Source organism: Pseudomonas sp. PA-1-3F (genome assembly GCF_021609665.1).
In the GTDB taxonomy this organism is placed as follows: domain Bacteria; phylum Pseudomonadota; class Gammaproteobacteria; order Pseudomonadales; family Pseudomonadaceae; genus Aquipseudomonas; species Aquipseudomonas paracarnis.
Window position 1 is genome coordinate 34,761 of record NZ_WJZD01000035.1, and the last position, 15,755, is coordinate 50,515.

Sequence of the window (15,755 nt, forward strand, 5' to 3'; positions counted from 1 at the left end):
TTTTTCACACCCGCGCTATCAGAACAACTTCAACGGCGGTGCTTGTTCTTTCAATGGCTCGTTCTTCGCAGTCTGCTCGTTCCAGCCACCGCCGAGGGCCTTGTACAGGTTGACCTCGCTGGTGAGCTGCGCCAGGCGATCGGTGATCAGCGATTGCTGGGCACTGAACAGTTGGCGCTGGGCGTCGAGGAAGGTCAGGTTGCTGTCGACACCAATGCGGTAGCGACGCTCGGCCAGGCGGTAGTAATCCTGGTTAGCCTCGACGAAGCCGCGTTGGGCATCCAGTTGCTGCTTGTAGGTCGCACGCGCGGCCAAGCCGTCGGAGACTTCCTGGAAGCCGGTCTGGATGGCCTTCTCATAGTTGGCCACGTTGATCTCTTTCTGGATCTTCGAGTAGTCCAGGCTTGCGCGCAGGCTACCGGCGTTGAAGATCGGGATGTTGATCTGCGGGGCAAACGCCCAGGTACCCGAACCGCCTTTGAACAGGCCACCCAGGGTAGGGCTGGCAGTACCGGCGCTGGCGGTCAGGCTGATGCTCGGGAAGAACGCCGCACGGGCCGCGCCGATGTTGGCGTTGGCGGCCTTGAGGTTGTACTCGGCTTGCACAATGTCGGGACGACGTTGCAGCAGGTCCGATGGCAACCCGGCCGGCACTTCGCTGAGCAGGTCATCGGACAGCGGCTTGCTGGCGATATTCGCCGGCAGGCCGGTGCCCAGCAGCAGGGTCAGGCTGTTTTCGTCCTGGGCCACCTGGCGGGTGTAACGCGCCAGTTGCACACGAGCGTTTTCCACCGAGGTGCGTGCCTGGCTGAGGTCGAGGGCCGAGGCCACGCCGACTTCATTGCTGCGCGAGGTGAGCTTGTAGCTCTGCTCGAAGGCCGCCAGGGTGTCCTGGGTCAGCTTGAGCAGCTCCTTGTCGGCCTGCCAGGTCAGGTAGGCATTGGCCACGCTGGCCACCAGGCTGATCTGGGTGCTGCGACGCGCTTCTTCAGTGGCGAAGTACTTTTGCAGCGCTTCTTCACTGAGGCTGCGCACGCGGCCGAACAGGTCCAGCTCATACGAACTGATGCCAAGGCCCGCCGAGTACTGGCTGGCGATGGTCGATTCGCCGGTCTGCGACAGCTTGGCCGGGGTGCGCGAACGGCTGCCGTTACCGGTGGCCGATACCGCCGGGAACAGGTCGGCACGCTGGATCTGGTATTGCGCTGCATAGGCGTCGATGTTCAGCGCCGCGACACGCAGGTCACGGTTGTTCACCAACGCGGTCTGGATCAATTGCTGCAGGGCAGGGTCATGGAAAAACTGCTTCCAGCCTTGCTCGGCAGCGGCCTGGCTCGGCGCCTGGGCCGACGAATACGCCGGCCCCTGCGGGAACTGCGCGGCCACCGGCGCTTCGGGACGCTGATAGTCAGGTATCAGCGAGCAGCCACTGAGCACGAATGCGGTGACGGCTAGGGAAAGTAGCGACTTGCTCATTGGCCAGCCTCTTTAGGAGTTTCAGTAGTGTCTTTCTTTTTGCGTTCGCCAGCGGCGGATACCGTTGCGTAGAACAGCGGTACCCAGAAGATCGCCAGCACAGTGGCCGTGATCATACCGCCGATCACGCCGGTACCGATCGCATGCTGGCTGCCTGAGCCGGCGCCCGTGGAGATCGCCAGCGGCAATACGCCGAGCATGAACGCCAACGAGGTCATGATGATTGGGCGCAGACGCATGCGGGATGCTTCGATAGCCGCCTCGACGATGCCTTTGCCTTGCTCATGCAGTTCCTTGGCGAATTCCACGATGAGGATGGCGTTTTTCGCCGCCAGGCCCACCGTCACCAACAGGCCCACCTGGAAGAACACGTCGTTGGATAAGCCGCGCATGCTGGTGGCGATCAACGCACCGATCACACCCAAAGGTACAACCAGAATCACCGCGATCGGAATCGACCAGCTTTCGTACAGTGCTGCCAGGCACAGGAACACAACCAGCAGCGACAGTGCGTACAGCGCTGGCGCCTGGGAACCGGAAAGGCGTTCTTCGTACGACAGGCCTGTCCAGGCATAACCGATACCGGCCGGCAGTTCTTTGGCAATGCGTTCGACTTCGGCCATCGCATCACCGGTACTGTAGCCCGGTGCCGGGGTACCGAGGATTTCCATCGCCGCTACACCGTTGTATCGCGAAAGCTTGGGCGAACCGTAGATCCACTTGCCCGACGAGATGGCCGACAGCGGCACCATTTTCCCGTCGTTGCTGCGCACGTACCATTTGTCCAGGTCTTCGGGCGACATCCGGCTGGCGGCGTCGCCTTGTACATACACCTTCTTCACGCGACCACGGTCGATGAAGTCGTTGATATAGCTACCACCCAAGGCAATGGCCAGGGTCTGCTGGATATCCGCCAGGCTGATGCCTTGGGCACTGGCTTTCTCGTCGTCAACGGTCAGCTCGTACTGCGGCTCGTCGTTCACGCCGTTAGGACGCACGCCGGCCAGCACCTTGCTTTGTGCCGCCGCACCCAGGAACTGGTTACGTGCAGCCATCAGCTTGTCGTGGCCGACGCCACCCTGGTCTTGCAGGAACACGTCGAAACCCGTGGCGTTACCCAACTCCAGCACCGAAGGCGGCACGATGGCGAAAACCATGGCGTCCTTGAAGGCCCCGAAGAAGTAACCCTGGGCACGCTTGGCCACTTCGAACACCGACTGGCTCGAATCACGCTCATCCCACGGCTTGAGCATCACGAACGCAAGCCCGGAGCTCTGGCCACGACCGGCGAAGTTGAAGCCGTTCACGGTAAACACCGACTTCACCGCCTTGCCTTCGCCTGGCTCGCCTTCCTTGTCGTTCAGCAGGAAGGCGCGCATGTCGTCGACGACTTTCTGCGTGCGCTCAGCCGAAGCACCGACCGGTGTCTGCACCTGGGCGAAGATCACACCCTGGTCTTCCTCAGGCAGGAACGCGCTTGGAATACGGGTGAACATCCAGATCATGCCGGCCAGGATCAGCGCATACACCAGGAATGCCGGGATCTTGTGCTTGATCATGCCGCCCACGCCGCGCTCGTACTTGAGTACGCCACGGTCGAAGGTGCGGTTGAACCAGCCGAAGAAGCCGCGCTTGGGCTGGCCGTGTTTTTCCGGATCAATCGGCTTGAGCATGGTGGCGCACAAAGCCGGGGTGAAGATCAGGGCAACCAGCACCGACAACGCCATCGCCGAAACGATGGTGATGGAGAACTGCCGGTAGATCACACCGGTGGAACCACCGAAGAACGCCATCGGCAGCAGTACCGCCGACAGTACCAGGGCAATACCCACCAGGGCACCCTGGATCTGGCCCATGGACTTGATCGTTGCTTCCTTGGGCGACAGGTGCTCCTCGGCCATTACCCGTTCGACGTTTTCCACCACGACGATGGCATCGTCCACCAGCAAGCCGATGGCCAGGATCATGCCGAACATGGTCAAGGTGTTGATGGTGAAGCCGCACGCCGCCAGGATCCCGAAGGTACCCAGCAATACCACCGGTACGGTCATGGTAGTGATGATGGTGGCACGGAAGTTCTGCAGGAACAGGAACATCACCAGGAACACCAGCACGATCGCTTCGACCAGGGTGTGAACCACACCGGAGATCGATTCGGTCACGACCGGGGTGGTGTCATACGGCACCACCGCCTTCATGCCAGGCGGGAAGAACGGCTCCAGGGACTTGACCGTTTCGCGGATGGCCTTGCCAGTGTCCAGTGCGTTGGCACCGGCCGCCAGCTTGATCGCCATACCCGAGGCCGGCTTGCCGTTGAACTGTGCACTGATGCTGTAGTTCTGGCCGCCCAGTTCGATGCGCGCGACGTCACCCAGGCGAACCTGGGAGCCGTCGGTGTTCACCTTCATCAGAATCTTGGCGAATTCCTCGGTGCTTTGCAGGCGCGTCTTGCCGATGATCGTGGCGTTCAGCTGGGTGCCTGGCAGGGCTGGCAGGCCGCCCAGTTGGCCGGTGGCCACCTGCACGTTCTGGGCCTTGATGGCATTGCTGACGTCCACTGGCGTGAGCTGATAATTGTTCAGTTTGGCCGGGTCGAGCCAGATACGCATGGCGTACTGCGAACCGAACACCTGGAAGTCACCCACCCCCGCGGTACGGGAGATCGGGTCCTGGATGTTGGACACGATGTAGTTGGAGAGGTCGTCCTTGGTCATGCTGCCGTCTTCCGACACCAGACCGATCACCATCAGGAAGTTCTTCACCGACTTGGTCACGCGGATACCCTGTTGCTGCACTTCTTGCGGCAGCAGTGGGGTGGCCAGGTTCAGCTTGTTCTGTACCTGAACCTGAGCGATATCCGGGTTGGTACCCTGGTTGAACGTCACGGTGATGGTCATGCTGCCGTCGGAGTTACTGTCCGAGGAGACATAACGCAGGTTGTCGATACCGTTGAGCTGTTGCTCGATGACCTGCACCACGGTGTCCTGCACGGTTTGTGCGGAAGCGCCTGGGTAGGTCACCTGGATATCAATGGCCGTTGGCGCAATGGCCGGGTATTGGTTGATGGGCAACTTCAGGATCGAGAGTGCCCCGACCAGCATGATCACCAGGGCAATTACCCAGGCGAAAATGGGACGGTCGATAAAAAATTTCGACATGGATTACTCCCCTTGACCAGCAGCGGCAGCAGGCGCTGCGGCAGTACCGGCGGGTTTAGCGTTGGAGGCTTCCGTGACCTTCACCTCGGCGCCTGGCTTGACGTACTGCAAGCCTTCAGTGATGACGCGATCACCGGCATTGAGGCCTTTTTCCACCAGCCAGTAGGCACCGGCGGTACGGTTGGCAACCAGTTCGCGTTGCTCGACCTTGTTGTCCTTGTTCACGATCAGCGCTGTCGGAATGCCGCGCAGGTCACGGGTCACGCCTTGTTGCGGAGCCAGGATGGCTTTGCTGTTCACACCGGCCAGCAACTGGGCGTGTACGAACATGCCCGGCAGCAGCACGTGGTCAGGGTTGGGGAACACGGCGCGCAGGGTCACGGAACCGGTGGTCTGGTCGACCGACACTTCGGAGAACTCCAGCTTGCCGTCCTGGGCGTAGGCCGTGCCGTCTTCCAGGGTCAGCTTGACCTTGGCAGCGTTGTCGCCGGCTTTTTCCAGTTGGCCGCTGGCCAGGTCGCGACGCAGCTTGAGCATTTCAGCTGAAGATTGCGTGACGTCGACGTAGATCGGGTCCAGTTGCTGGATCACCGCCATGGCGTCGGCCTGGCCATTGCTGACCAGTGCGCCTTCGGTGACCGAAGAACGGCCAATACGCCCGGAGATCGGCGCGTACACCTTGGTATAGCGCACGTTGATCTGGGCGGTTTGAACGTTTGCCTCGGCAGTCATGCGGTTGGCAACGGCGGTGTCGTATTCCTGACGGCTGACGGCTTGTTCATCGACCAATTGCTTGTAGCGATCGGTGATGGATTTGGTCTGGGTCAGGCTCGCTTGTGCGCTTTTGAGCGTGGCTTCATACACCGACGGGTCGATCTGGTAGAGCTGTTGCCCTTCCTTCACGTCGGCGCCTTCCTTGAACAGGCGCTTGAGAATGATGCCGTTGACCTGCGGCCGGACTTCCGCAATGCGAAAGGCCGTGGTGCGGCCTGGCAGCTCGGTGGTCAGGGTATAGGCTTGCGGTTGAATGGTGACCACGCCGACCTGAGGGGTTTGAGCGGGCGGTGCCGCTTCTTCCTTTTTACATCCGCTGAGCAGCGATGCCAGGGCGACGGCAGTGACCAGAGCGGTAACAGCTGGCTTAAGTTGCATGAAGATCCTCGGGTCAGGCGCGCAGAGTGCGCACAAGAAGTGTGGAAGGGTAAAAAACAAGCCGTGAGTGGATAAGTAGCTTGCTACGCAATATACTTACGTTCATGGTTGTTTGTAAACTCTTGACAGGCTTCGCGCAATGTTGACAAAGCACCGCCGCAAGCCTCGATTCTAGTACGTTCGGCGCCCATGACGGCGTCGTCCCACAATTATTCAGATGACGGTCAAGTACCGTCCACAGTGTCCCGATTGAGGTTTTACTGCCATGGTTCGTCGCACCAAAGAGGAAGCTCAGGAAACGCGCAGCCAGATTCTCCAAGCCGCCGAGCAAGCCTTTTATGAGCGTGGCGTAGCGCGTACCACCCTGGCGGACATCGCCGCGTTGGCGGGCGTGACGCGTGGGGCTATCTATTGGCATTTCAGCAATAAGTCCGATTTGCTCCAGGCCTTGCTCGATACGCTGCACGAACCCCTGGACGAATTGGCCCGGGCGAGTGAAAGCGAGGATGAAGTCGACCCGCTGGGCTGTATGCGCAAGCTGCTGATTCATCTCTACCATGAAGTGGCCCTGGACCCGAAAACCCGGCGCATCAACGAGATTCTGTTTCATAAGTGCGAGTTCACCGATGAAATGTGTGACATGCGCCGCCAACGCCAGACCCACAGCCTGGAATGCAACCTGCGTATCAGCCTGACGTTGCGTAACGCGGTTCATCGCGGGCAACTGCCTGAAAATCTCGACACCACCCGTGGGGCTGTCTGCATACATGCCTTCATCCACGGTTTGATCGGCCAGTGGCTGCTGGTCCCCGATAGCTTTGAACTGCACCAGGACGCCGAGCGCTGGGCTGATATAGGGCTGGACATGCTGCGCCTGAGCCCCAGCCTGCGCAATTGAAACAAAATGCGTAATTGCAACCCGTTGTGTCAACAGTAAAGCCTAAGGACGGTCAATCGTCCTTCTGGCTGATTTGTGGGGTGACTTTATATACGGCCTGGCGGGCGGTTGATAGGTAGCCGGCTAAGTATTTTGTAGCGATATTGTTGCCGTTCTGTGAAGCGATGTTTCCAGGGGGGCTACAGACAGGCACAAATGTGGGAGGGGACTTGCTCCTGACACTGTAGGAGCGAGCTTGCTCGCGAAAAACTTCAACGATAACGCGTGCTTCCTGAGTGAACGCGGCGCCTGTTAGTTTCTCGCGAGCAAGCTCGCTCCTACAGCATTGGGTTTGCGGGTTAGGTTAGATCGGCAGCGTCGGGTAGTCGATGTAACCCACCGGGCCTTTGCCATAGAAAGTTTCAGGGTGCGGCTCGTTCAACGGCGCATCGGCCTTCAGTCGCGCCGGCAGGTCCGGGTTGGCGATGAAAGGAATACCAAAGGCCACTGCATCCGCCTTGCCCGCCGCCAGCCAGGCATTGGCGCTGTCTTTGGTGAAGCGTTCGTTGGCGATGTACGCGCCGCCGAAGGCTTTTTTCAGCTGTGGACCAATGCTGTCTGCGCCTTCTTTTTCGCGGGAGCAGATGAAGGCGATGCCGCGCTTGCCCAGTTCGCTGGCGACGTAGGTGAAGGTCTCGGCGAGGTTGTCGTCGCCCATGTCATGAGCATCAGCACGCGGTGCCAGGTGCACGCCCACGCGGCCGGCGCCCCAGACTTCGATGGCGGCGTCGGTGACTTCCAGCAACAGGCGCGCACGGTTTTCCAGGGAACCACCGTACTGGTCGGTGCGCTGGTTGGTGCTGCTCTGCAGGAACTGGTCAAGCAGGTAGCCGTTGGCGCCGTGGATTTCCACGCCGTCGAAACCGGCGGCCTTGGCGTTCTCGGCGCCGGTGCGATAAGCGTCGACGATGTCGGCGATTTCAGCGGTTTCCAGGGCGCGCGGGGTTGGGTAGTCGGCCAATGGGCGAACCAGGCTGACGTGGCCTTTAGCCTGGACCGCACTCGGAGCCACCGGGGTTTCGCCGTTCAGGTAGGACTCGTGGGAGATGCGGCCAACGTGCCACAACTGCAGGAAGATCTTGCCGCCCGCGCCATGCACGGCCTTGGTGATGTTGGCCCAGCCACGCACCTGATCGTTGGACCAGATGCCGGGGGTGTCCGGGTAGCCCACGCCCATCGGTGCCACGGAAGTGGCTTCGCTGAGGATCAGCCCGGCGGAGGCGCGTTGCACGTAGTACTCGGCCATCAGCGCATTGGGCACGCGCCCGGCGTCTGCGCGGCAGCGGGTCAGCGGCGCCATGATGATGCGGTTCGACAGTTGCACGTCGCCCAGTGTGATCGGATCGAAAATAGTCGTCATGGAAAAAACACCTTCTCTTTCAAGTTGATCAGTTGGTCGCGGGGGCCAGGTCGGCGTTGCCGCCCTGACGGAAAGTGATAAGGGTCACCAGCAGCGCGAGAATCGCCAGTGCGGCGGCCGCCAGCGGCACGCTGGTCAGGCCGAAGCCGTGGGCAATCACGCTGCCGCCGACCCAGGCGCCAAGGGCGTTGCCAATGTTGAAGGCACCGATATTCAGGGTAGATACCAGGTTCGGCGCGGCCTTGCCGAAGGTCACCACGTTGATTTGCAGCGCCGGCACGGCGGCGAACGAGGCGGTGGCCCACAGGAACAGGGTGATTTCAGTCGGTATCACCGCAACGCTGGTCCAGCTCAACACCGTGGAAACCATCGCCATGCTGATGAACACGCCGATCAAGGTGGCCGCCAGGCGCTTGTCCGCCAGTTTGCCGCCGATGATGTTGCCCACGGTGAGCCCCAGGCCGATCAGCAGCAGGGTCCAGGTCACGCCCTTGGGCGACACGCCGGTGACATCGCCCAGCAGCGGCGCGACGTAGGTAAAGAGGGTGAACATAGACGCGGCAAACAGCGCGGTCATGCTCAGCGACAGCCAGATACCGGCACCCTTGAGGGCGGCCAGTTCGGCGCGCATGTCGAGTTTTTCTTCGTCACGCTTGGCGGGCAGGAAGCGAATAAGGCCGATCAAGGCGATTACGCCAATCACGGTCACGGCCCAGAAGGTCGAGCGCCAGCCGGCTTCCTGGCCCAGCGCCGTACCCAGGGGCACGCCCAGCACGTTCGCCAGGGTCAACCCGGTGAACATCAGCGCCACGGCCGACGCACGTTTGTTGGCCGGTACCAGGTTGGCCGCTACCACCGAGCCAATCCCGAAGAAGGCACCGTGGCACAACGCTGTGACCACACGGGCAAACATCAGCACGTTGTAGTCGCTTGCCAGGGCACAGAGCAGATTGCCGATAATGAAAATACCCATCAGCGCTACCAGCGCCGCCTTGCGTGGCAGCCTGGCGGTGGCCAGTGCCATGAACGGCGCGCCGATGGCCACCCCCAGGGCGTAGCCGGTGACCAGCCAGCCGGCGCCGGGAATCGACACACCCAGGTCCGTCGCCACATCGGGCAGCAAGCCCATGATGACGAACTCGGTGGTGCCGATGGCGAAGGCGCTCAGGGCCAGTATGAGTAGCGAGAGGGGCATGGGCGTGTCCTTGATGATTACGGTGCGCTGAGTTCGGTAATGAGCGCAGCGAGAAAGGCTTGGATCACTTCCTCGTTGCGCTTGAAAAAGTGCCACTGCCCGGCCTTCTGGCTGCTGATCAACCCCGCCCGTTGCAAGGTGGCCAGGTGCGCCGACACGGTCGACTGGGACAAGCCGCAGCGCTGGTCGATCTGCCCGGCGCAGATGCCGTATTCGTGGTTGTGCAATTGCTCGGGGAACTGCACTTTCGGGTCTTTGAGCCAGGTGAGGATGTCTCGTCGTACTGGGTGCGCCAGGGCTTTTATTATTTCGTCGAGGTCGATGGACATGGCAGGGTGCTCGGTGTCGTAAAGCGTTATATCGCGATGAGGCGAACTTTAAATCGCAATATCCCGATATACCAATATGATTTTGATCTGAGGCCAGGCTAAATCGGTATATCGGGTTATAACGATATGCGAGTGGCAGTGGTAGACTGCGCAGCATGAATTATCTCGCACATCTGCACCTGGGCGGCCAACTTCCTGCGCAATTGCTGGGCAGCCTCTATGGCGACTTCGTCAAAGGCCGCCTGCAGGGCCAGTTCAGCCCGCAAATCGAAGCGGCGATCCAGCTGCATCGCTCCATCGACCGGTTCACCGACAGCCACCCATTGGTGGGGGAGGCGTTGTCGCGTTTCAGCCAGACCCGCAGGCGCTATGCCGGCATCGTGCTCGATGTGTTTTTTGACCATTGCCTGGCGCGTGATTGGGCGCTGTATGCCGACCAGCCCCTGGAGCGTTTCACGTCGCATGTGTATCAGGTGTTGGCGGCCGAACCCGCGTTGCCGGGGCGGCTGGCGCAGATTGCGCCGTATATGGCAGCGGATGATTGGTTGGGCTCGTACCGCGAGTTTGCGGTGATGGACCAGGTGCTGCGCGGGATTTCGCGGCGGCTGACACAGCCTGAGGAACTGGGGTACGCGATGCAGGAGTTGCGGGTTTTGTATGAACCCCTGAGTGGGGACTTTCGACTGTTCTACCCAGAGTTGCAGAAATTTGCACAATCTCAACTGACTACATGAGATCTGAATGTGGGAGCTGGCTTGCCGGCGATAGCGGCCTACCGGTTGAGAATGTTATGGCTGACCCACCGCTATCGCAGGCAAGCCAGCTCCCACATTTGGATTGAGTTCACATTGCGTCAGGCTGCGAATGCAGGCCGAGCGGCCACTTGCTCGGTTTCCGGCACCGGGCCGAACAGCGCCTTCTGCACCGCCTGCTGCGCCTGATACGCCAACGCCGCACGTTCCTGCCCGGCGCAGGCAATCGGCTTGAGCACATGAATCTCCACATCGCCGCGGTCATTGGAAAACAAGCGCATCAGGTGCGAGAGCAAATCATCATCGCCAATAAAGGGTGCCAGCGGGTCGACTTGGCCGTCGCGCAGATACCGAATCGCTACCGGCTGCAGCGATACATCCGCATCGATCGCGCTGGCCAGCAAGCGCCCGTGGAACGTGCGCAGGCCGCGCCCGTCGGTGGTGGTGCCTTCGGGGAACATCAGCAAGGGGTGCTGTTGCTCCAGATGACGGGTCATTTGCTTGCGGATCAGTTGGCTGTCACCTGATCCGCGGCGAATAAACAGGCTGCCAGCCTTGGCCGCCAGCCAGCCGGCCACCGGCCAGGTGCGCACCTCTGCCTTGGACAAAAACGACATCGGCGCCACCATGCCCAGCAACGGGATATCCGTCCAGGACACGTGATTGCTCACCCACAGCATGGGCGTTTGCGGCAACTCGCCATGCACCGTTACGCGAAAGGGCAGGGCGTTGGTCAGTCGCGCCATAAAGAAGCGCGACCAACGCTGGCGCCGCACCATCGAGTTAGCCACGCCCAGGCGCTCGAACAGGCCGAACACACTGGCCATGCTCAGCCCCAGCCCCACCACCAACAACACGCGGGCGATGCGCCCGTAGATGCGCAGGCGGTTCATCACATGGCCGCCTTGAAGTGGCGCGCGTAGCGCGGGCACAACTCGTCGCGCTTGAGCAGGATAAACACGTCTGCTACCTGGAAGTCTTCATCCCAGCACGGCTCGCCGCAGATCTTCGCGCCCAGGCGCATGTAGGCCTTGAGCAGCGGCGGCATTTCGGCGATGACGTTGGACGGCAAGTCCAGGGCCGGCAGTGGTTTTTTCGGTTCGGCGCGCAGGTGTTCGTTGCACAGGTAGCGCTCGCGCAAGCGCTGCATGATCGCGTGGGCCTGGATGCCGCCATCGTGCATCGGGATGCTCGCGCAGCCCATCAGGTAGCTGTAGCCGCCCTGGTTGAGCACTTCGGCCAACTCGCCCCACAACACCGCGATGGTGCCGCCATTGCGATAGGCCGGGTCGACGCAGGTGCGGCCAATCTCCAGGATCGGGCCCTGCAAGTGCAGCAGGCCATGCAGGCTGAATTCTTCTTCACTGTAGAACCGGCCCAGGGTGCTGGCGGCCTGGTGGTCGAGCAGACGGGTAGTCGCGACGAGTCGACCGCTGTTCAAATCCCGCACGCCGATATGGCTGCAGTGAACATCATAGTCATCCATGTCCAGACCCAGTTCTGCGCCTTTCAGCTTGGCGTTGAACTCGCCGCTGAACACGTTGAACCGCAGGGCCTGGGCTTCCTGCAATGCCTGTGCGCCTACCAGGCGTTCGGCTTGCAGACGGCGTTCATTGCCTTTGTCGCTGATGCGGGCGATCTGAGTCATAGCGAGTCTCCGGGTGCCGGCCAGGTTGCGGCCAGTCGACTTTGTTGTCCAAAGTCAGGCTATGTAGCCTCGGTGTCAGCTCCATGAAGTTACGGTGACGGTTGGATGACAGCCCCCTTGTCGCAAATCTGTCACTGGCGTGAGCTAGGCTCGCGGGCTTGAATGCCCCCTTGAGTTCGCGTCCATGGTCCGAGGCCTGTTGTGCGTTGCCCTGCTGTTTGTCACCGTGAATGCCCGCGCTGAAATCTGGCCTGATAAGGAGTGGGCCGTGGGTACATCTCTCGCCGGCCCCGCTGTCGATGCCCTGGACGCCTACGCTTTCCCACCCCGCGACGATGCCACCCGCAACGGTATTCGCACCGACGCGTTGCTGGTCATTCGTGACGGCGAAATCATTTATGAACGCTACGCCGCGCCCACCACTGCCAGCACGCCGCACCTGACCTGGTCTGTCAGCAAAAGCCTGATGGCTACCGTGCTGGGCGTGGCCTATGGGCAAGGCCGCTTCAAACTCAACGACCCCGCCGCACGTTTCTACCCACCGATGAAGCAGCACCCCAAAGTGAGCATGGCCGACCTGCTGCACTGGGCCTCCGGGTTGGACTGGCAGGAAGACTACGAGTACGCCCCGTTGAAATCCTCGGTGGTGGCGATGCTCTACACCCGTGGCCACACCGACATGGCGCAATTCGCGGCGGATACCGAGGCCGCCGCCGTTCCTGGCCAGGCTTTCCGTTATTCCAGTGGCGACAGCACTATCCTGTCCGCTGCGCTCAAGGGCATGCTCGGCCACAAGGCCTACATGACCTACCCGTGGGACGCGCTGTTCCAGCCCCTGGGCATTCGCGACGCAACCTGGGAAACCGATGCCGATGAGACGTTTGTCGCGTCGTCCTATGCCTACCTCACGGCCCGGGATCTGGCACGAGTAGGGTTACTGATGGCCCGGGATGGGCGCTGGGGCGTGCGGCAACTGCTGCCCAAGGACTGGGTCGCCTTCAACCGCCGGCCCTTCGACCGCTACAAAGCCGGCCAGGATGAAGCTGTGCCGGGCGGCCATTGGTGGCTCAACACCGGCGCCCCCCAACCCTGGCCCGACGCACCGGCCACTACCTTCGCCGCGCTGGGGCACTGGGGCCAGGCGCTGTTTGTGCTGCCCGACGAACACCTGGTGATCGTGCGTTACGGCGATGATCGGGATGGCAGTTACCGGCATAACGAACTGCTCAAACGCGTGCTGGCGGCGGTGCGCTCATGATTCGACGCCATCCGTTCATCAGCGTTTTACTGGTGTTGCTTTTCGCATTGTTCGGCTGGGTTTGCCACGAGCGCGTCAACCTGCAAGCCTTCCCCGACATCATCGCGGCGTACACCGCCAAGGAGTACTGCTCGTGCCGGTACGTGGCCAACAACCCGGCGCAGTATTGCCTGGGGTATGTGAAGCAGTACGTGCCAACCAGTGCGTTTATCGACACGCCTGAGCGCAGTGAAGTAAAGGCGAGTGGTTTGGGGCGTACGCATACAGCGCGATGGATAAGCAACCGCCAAGGCTGCCGCCTGACTCCCTGACACACCCCATCACCTCCTGTGGGAGCGGGCTTGCTCGCGAATGCGGTGGGTCAGTCAACACATGTATTGGCTGGTATTGCGCATTCGCGAGCAAGCCCGCTCCCACAGGGGATATGCGCTGGCGGACGCAACGGCGCTGGTTTTTTGCTGATGTCGGACCTCGGCTGAGGCCCGTTTGAGCTACCTGAACTTCACAAGCATGGCGGCAACTACCCCCCATGTGAATGACGTGAACATCAGCGTCATATTGACGATCAGACGCCGTTTCAGACGAGCTGGAAATGTTTCGATATCAGCAGGATTTACATCACCGGTAAGAACATAAGCCCTCGGCCACACGACCATCCCCGCGATTTTTGATATTTCCAAGAGTGACCAAATCAAGCCCCGTTTTCCTAGGCTATCTCCCCATAGGTAGATATACCGACTGTTTTTCAAAGCCTCCTTTAATGCGTCCAGATGACGGTGGCTCAGGTGCAAACTATGAGCAACCCCGGCAACTGCGAGCAGACCTGGGGCCCCCAAAACAAAGATTGCAGCCCAGGGAGGCCAAGTGTCGATACCGGTCATGGTTGAGTCATTTCGTAAATTTTTTCTCCGATAGCTTCGCCAGTCATACTACCAACAGTCGTCCCCATCCATGCGCCTGTCCCTACTATAGCTGCGATGCATACAACGCCTCCGATACCTCCAGTGGCTACGCCAATCGCCAGGCAGATCGGACCACTGGCAGAACTAGCCATCGCGCCACCTGCAACGCCGAGGGCAGTAGAAAGCCCAAATTTTCCGCCTTCAGTAAACTTGACCTTCTCACAAGCTGGCCCAGATTCGCCGTTACATACCTGCTCAATAGCCATCAGCGAAGACACTCCGCCAATCCCAATCCCGATGTAACCGCCCGCCTTCATGTATTGGGTAGCACGACTCGTTGCTTCCACGTGAGCGGCATATCCCGGAATCTGCCCCGGCGCACCGGCCTTGTCCCAATGGTGCACCAAGCTACGACTGGAAATGCCGAGGGCTGTTTTCAACTTGGGGTGATCGCCCAGGGTGGTGTGGCCACGCAGCCGAGTGGAATTCAACAGATGAGCATCCAGCTGGCTCATAAGACGCTGGCGATCCGTGAAGAACTGCGACGACTTAAGGTGGCCGTGCTGACGATAAGTTTGTTGGTGTAGACGCTCGATGGCCTGGAGGGTGTTGCGCAAGTTATTCAGGTGCGTTTCCATCACCACCGCACTCACGCCGAGCTAGGTTGAGGTATGGCCTATGAAGCTGGCGATTTCGGCACCGTGTCGATACAGAAAGTCGGCCTCGTCCGGCGTAAGGGAATCCAGGGAGGCATCGACTTGTTGAGCGGCCTGCATCAACTGCGCTTCCTGATAAGTGCAGGAGGTGTTGTTCGGATCGCTGAGCACGACCATTGAGCCGGCTTTGAAGTGACCTGTATTGGGATTCAGCGTTTGAAACTTGCGCATTACAGCCGGGTCAAGAACTGGAAAAAGCGTGGCCTCCAAAGCCTCGCGCGTAGTGCTTTTGGGCACGATATAAAAACCTGGTTCCTGGCCCGATAGGCCGTTAAATGCAGACGGGACTGAATGGCTTGGCGGTTTGTAAGCGCTTTGAGAAGGCGCCGCCCAACTGGTAGTGGCTCGGACCGGTTCGGCTGCTCGTCTGGCGGAGTTCGTAGCGCCGCTATCTTTACCATATTGAGCTGAAAACACTGAAGGAATCAGCTCGGCTTTACAGGGACAGTCGCTGTAACTATCCAACGTACCGGCCATAAGCCGGCCATGACTGTTCATGTAAGAAATGCCACCGACGATCTTATATGTTTGCCCATCCTTGCCACAGGTAACTCGATCACCTTCGCAGGCATGAAGAAGGCCATGGATGTTGACTCTTTTATCTCCGTCCAGCACTTCCCCGCCGCAGGTGGTCTTGTCACCCAGGCCAATGAAATAACCTACGCTCATTGTTTTTCCCTTTATCCATTAAGTTTTTTGGCCGTACTTTCCTCCTCGTCTCGACAAGAAAACTAACGCGTGACGCATTTCAATCGAGGTAAACGAGCAAGGGAGAGTCAGTGGCAAGCCAGACTTTGGAGAGGGATTTACTTAGGGTAAAGTCAGACGATTCCGTGAGTTTCGTCGTATTAATCTGATGGGATTGCGGCGCC

The 15,755-nt window shown here is 60.2% G+C and carries 13 protein-coding genes and 1 pseudogene; 4 read left to right on the forward strand and 10 right to left on the reverse strand.

The features are described from left to right. Positions 1–18: 18 nt before the first annotated feature. The 3 genes from adeC to GIV26_RS22155 are packed head-to-tail and all read right to left on the reverse strand — an operon-like array spanning position 19 to position 5,786. The gene (adeC, locus tag GIV26_RS22145) at positions 19–1,476 is read right to left on the reverse strand and encodes an AdeC/AdeK/OprM family multidrug efflux complex outer membrane factor (RefSeq protein ID WP_003189337.1); all 1,458 of its coding nucleotides are present in this window, start codon (positions 1,474–1,476) and stop codon (positions 19–21) included. Beyond that, complete coding sequence (locus GIV26_RS22150) at positions 1,473–4,634, reverse strand: efflux RND transporter permease subunit (protein ID WP_057975640.1); 3,162 nt, start codon at positions 4,632–4,634, stop codon at positions 1,473–1,475. Before GIV26_RS22150 ends, adeC begins: the two co-directional genes overlap by 4 nt. A 3-nt stretch (positions 4,635–4,637) precedes the next feature. Further along, on the reverse strand, positions 4,638–5,786 hold the full coding sequence (locus tag GIV26_RS22155; RefSeq protein ID WP_034125974.1) for an efflux RND transporter periplasmic adaptor subunit: 1,149 nt from the start codon (positions 5,784–5,786) through the stop codon (positions 4,638–4,640). Positions 5,787–6,051: 265 nt separating this feature from the next. Between GIV26_RS22155 and GIV26_RS22160 the strand changes: the two genes are divergently transcribed. Then, the gene (locus tag GIV26_RS22160; RefSeq protein ID WP_034125975.1) at positions 6,052–6,684 is read left to right on the forward strand and encodes a TetR family transcriptional regulator; all 633 of its coding nucleotides are present in this window, start codon (positions 6,052–6,054) and stop codon (positions 6,682–6,684) included. Positions 6,685–7,027: 343 nt separating this feature from the next. Here the strand turns inward: GIV26_RS22160 and GIV26_RS22165 are convergent, their stop codons facing one another. Genes GIV26_RS22165 through GIV26_RS22175 form a run of 3 tightly spaced genes read right to left on the reverse strand, consistent with a single transcriptional unit; the run spans position 7,028 to position 9,607 of the window. Then, entirely contained in the window at positions 7,028–8,083 is a 1,056-nt protein-coding gene (locus GIV26_RS22165; RefSeq protein WP_236282222.1) for an alkene reductase, read from the reverse strand. A 28-nt stretch (positions 8,084–8,111) separates the two neighbouring features. Next, complete coding sequence (locus GIV26_RS22170) at positions 8,112–9,278, reverse strand: MFS transporter (RefSeq protein WP_072446858.1); 1,167 nt, start codon at positions 9,276–9,278, stop codon at positions 8,112–8,114. Between the two features lie 17 nt (positions 9,279–9,295). Continuing rightward, positions 9,296–9,607: an ArsR/SmtB family transcription factor gene (locus tag GIV26_RS22175; protein ID WP_054899009.1), complete on the reverse strand. Its 312-nt coding sequence runs from the start codon at positions 9,605–9,607 to the stop codon at positions 9,296–9,298. Positions 9,608–9,762: 155 nt separating this feature from the next. Between GIV26_RS22175 and GIV26_RS22180 the strand changes: the two genes are divergently transcribed. Beyond that, a complete protein-coding gene (locus tag GIV26_RS22180; RefSeq protein ID WP_236282224.1) occupies positions 9,763–10,341 on the forward strand; it encodes an acyl carrier protein phosphodiesterase in 579 nt (192 codons plus the stop codon). A gap of 119 nt (positions 10,342–10,460) precedes the next feature. On the opposite strand, the gene GIV26_RS22185 is transcribed toward GIV26_RS22180, so the two are convergent. Both GIV26_RS22185 and olsB read right to left on the reverse strand, forming a co-directional pair. Continuing rightward, a complete protein-coding gene (locus GIV26_RS22185; RefSeq protein ID WP_032893104.1) occupies positions 10,461–11,252 on the reverse strand; it encodes a lysophospholipid acyltransferase family protein in 792 nt (263 codons plus the stop codon). After that, complete coding sequence (gene olsB / locus GIV26_RS22190) at positions 11,252–12,007, reverse strand: L-ornithine N(alpha)-acyltransferase (RefSeq protein WP_003189352.1); 756 nt, start codon at positions 12,005–12,007, stop codon at positions 11,252–11,254. The genes GIV26_RS22185 and olsB overlap by 1 nt, the downstream gene beginning before the upstream one ends. A gap of 184 nt (positions 12,008–12,191) precedes the next feature. Here olsB and GIV26_RS22195 point away from each other — a divergent pair, with 184 nt between their 5' ends. Together GIV26_RS22195 and GIV26_RS22200 are read left to right on the forward strand one after the other, a co-directional pair. Further along, entirely contained in the window at positions 12,192–13,265 is a 1,074-nt protein-coding gene (locus GIV26_RS22195; RefSeq protein WP_236282226.1) for a serine hydrolase domain-containing protein, read from the forward strand. Beyond that, the gene (locus tag GIV26_RS22200; protein ID WP_236282228.1) at positions 13,262–13,576 is read left to right on the forward strand and encodes an amidase; all 315 of its coding nucleotides are present in this window, start codon (positions 13,262–13,264) and stop codon (positions 13,574–13,576) included. Before GIV26_RS22195 ends, GIV26_RS22200 begins: the two co-directional genes overlap by 4 nt. 180 nt (positions 13,577–13,756) lie before the next feature. On the opposite strand, the gene GIV26_RS22205 is transcribed toward GIV26_RS22200, so the two are convergent. Together GIV26_RS22205 and GIV26_RS27430 are read right to left on the reverse strand one after the other, a co-directional pair. Further along, positions 13,757–14,146, reverse strand: a complete 390-nt coding sequence (locus GIV26_RS22205) for a hypothetical protein (RefSeq protein WP_236282229.1) — start codon at positions 14,144–14,146, stop codon at positions 13,757–13,759. Continuing rightward, a pseudogene (locus GIV26_RS27430) lies at positions 14,143–15,552 on the reverse strand (PAAR domain-containing protein). Before GIV26_RS27430 ends, GIV26_RS22205 begins: the two are co-directional and overlap by 4 nt. Between the last annotated feature and the right edge of the window lie 203 nt (positions 15,553–15,755).

Excerpts from the sequence above, each read along its gene's own strand:
- GIV26_RS22170 (WP_072446858.1), bottom strand. The coding sequence starts at position 9,278 with ATGCCCCTCTCGCTACTCATACTGGCCCTGAGCGCCTTCGCCATCGGC.
- GIV26_RS22180 (WP_236282224.1), top strand. The coding sequence starts at position 9,763 with ATGAATTATCTCGCACATCTGCACCTGGGCGGCCAACTTCCTGCGCAA.
- GIV26_RS22160 (WP_034125975.1), top strand. The coding sequence starts at position 6,052 with ATGGTTCGTCGCACCAAAGAGGAAGCTCAGGAAACGCGCAGCCAGATT.
- GIV26_RS22200 (WP_236282228.1), top strand. The coding sequence starts at position 13,262 with ATGATTCGACGCCATCCGTTCATCAGCGTTTTACTGGTGTTGCTTTTC.
- GIV26_RS22205 (WP_236282229.1), bottom strand. The coding sequence starts at position 14,146 with ATGACCGGTATCGACACTTGGCCTCCCTGGGCTGCAATCTTTGTTTTG.
- olsB (WP_003189352.1), bottom strand. The coding sequence starts at position 12,007 with ATGACTCAGATCGCCCGCATCAGCGACAAAGGCAATGAACGCCGTCTG.
- adeC (WP_003189337.1), bottom strand. The coding sequence starts at position 1,476 with ATGAGCAAGTCGCTACTTTCCCTAGCCGTCACCGCATTCGTGCTCAGT.
- GIV26_RS22195 (WP_236282226.1), top strand. The coding sequence starts at position 12,192 with ATGGTCCGAGGCCTGTTGTGCGTTGCCCTGCTGTTTGTCACCGTGAAT.
- GIV26_RS22150 (WP_057975640.1), bottom strand. The coding sequence starts at position 4,634 with ATGTCGAAATTTTTTATCGACCGTCCCATTTTCGCCTGGGTAATTGCC.
- GIV26_RS22165 (WP_236282222.1), bottom strand. The coding sequence starts at position 8,083 with ATGACGACTATTTTCGATCCGATCACACTGGGCGACGTGCAACTGTCG.
- GIV26_RS22175 (WP_054899009.1), bottom strand. The coding sequence starts at position 9,607 with ATGTCCATCGACCTCGACGAAATAATAAAAGCCCTGGCGCACCCAGTA.
- GIV26_RS22155 (WP_034125974.1), bottom strand. The coding sequence starts at position 5,786 with ATGCAACTTAAGCCAGCTGTTACCGCTCTGGTCACTGCCGTCGCCCTG.
- GIV26_RS22185 (WP_032893104.1), bottom strand. The coding sequence starts at position 11,252 with ATGAACCGCCTGCGCATCTACGGGCGCATCGCCCGCGTGTTGTTGGTG.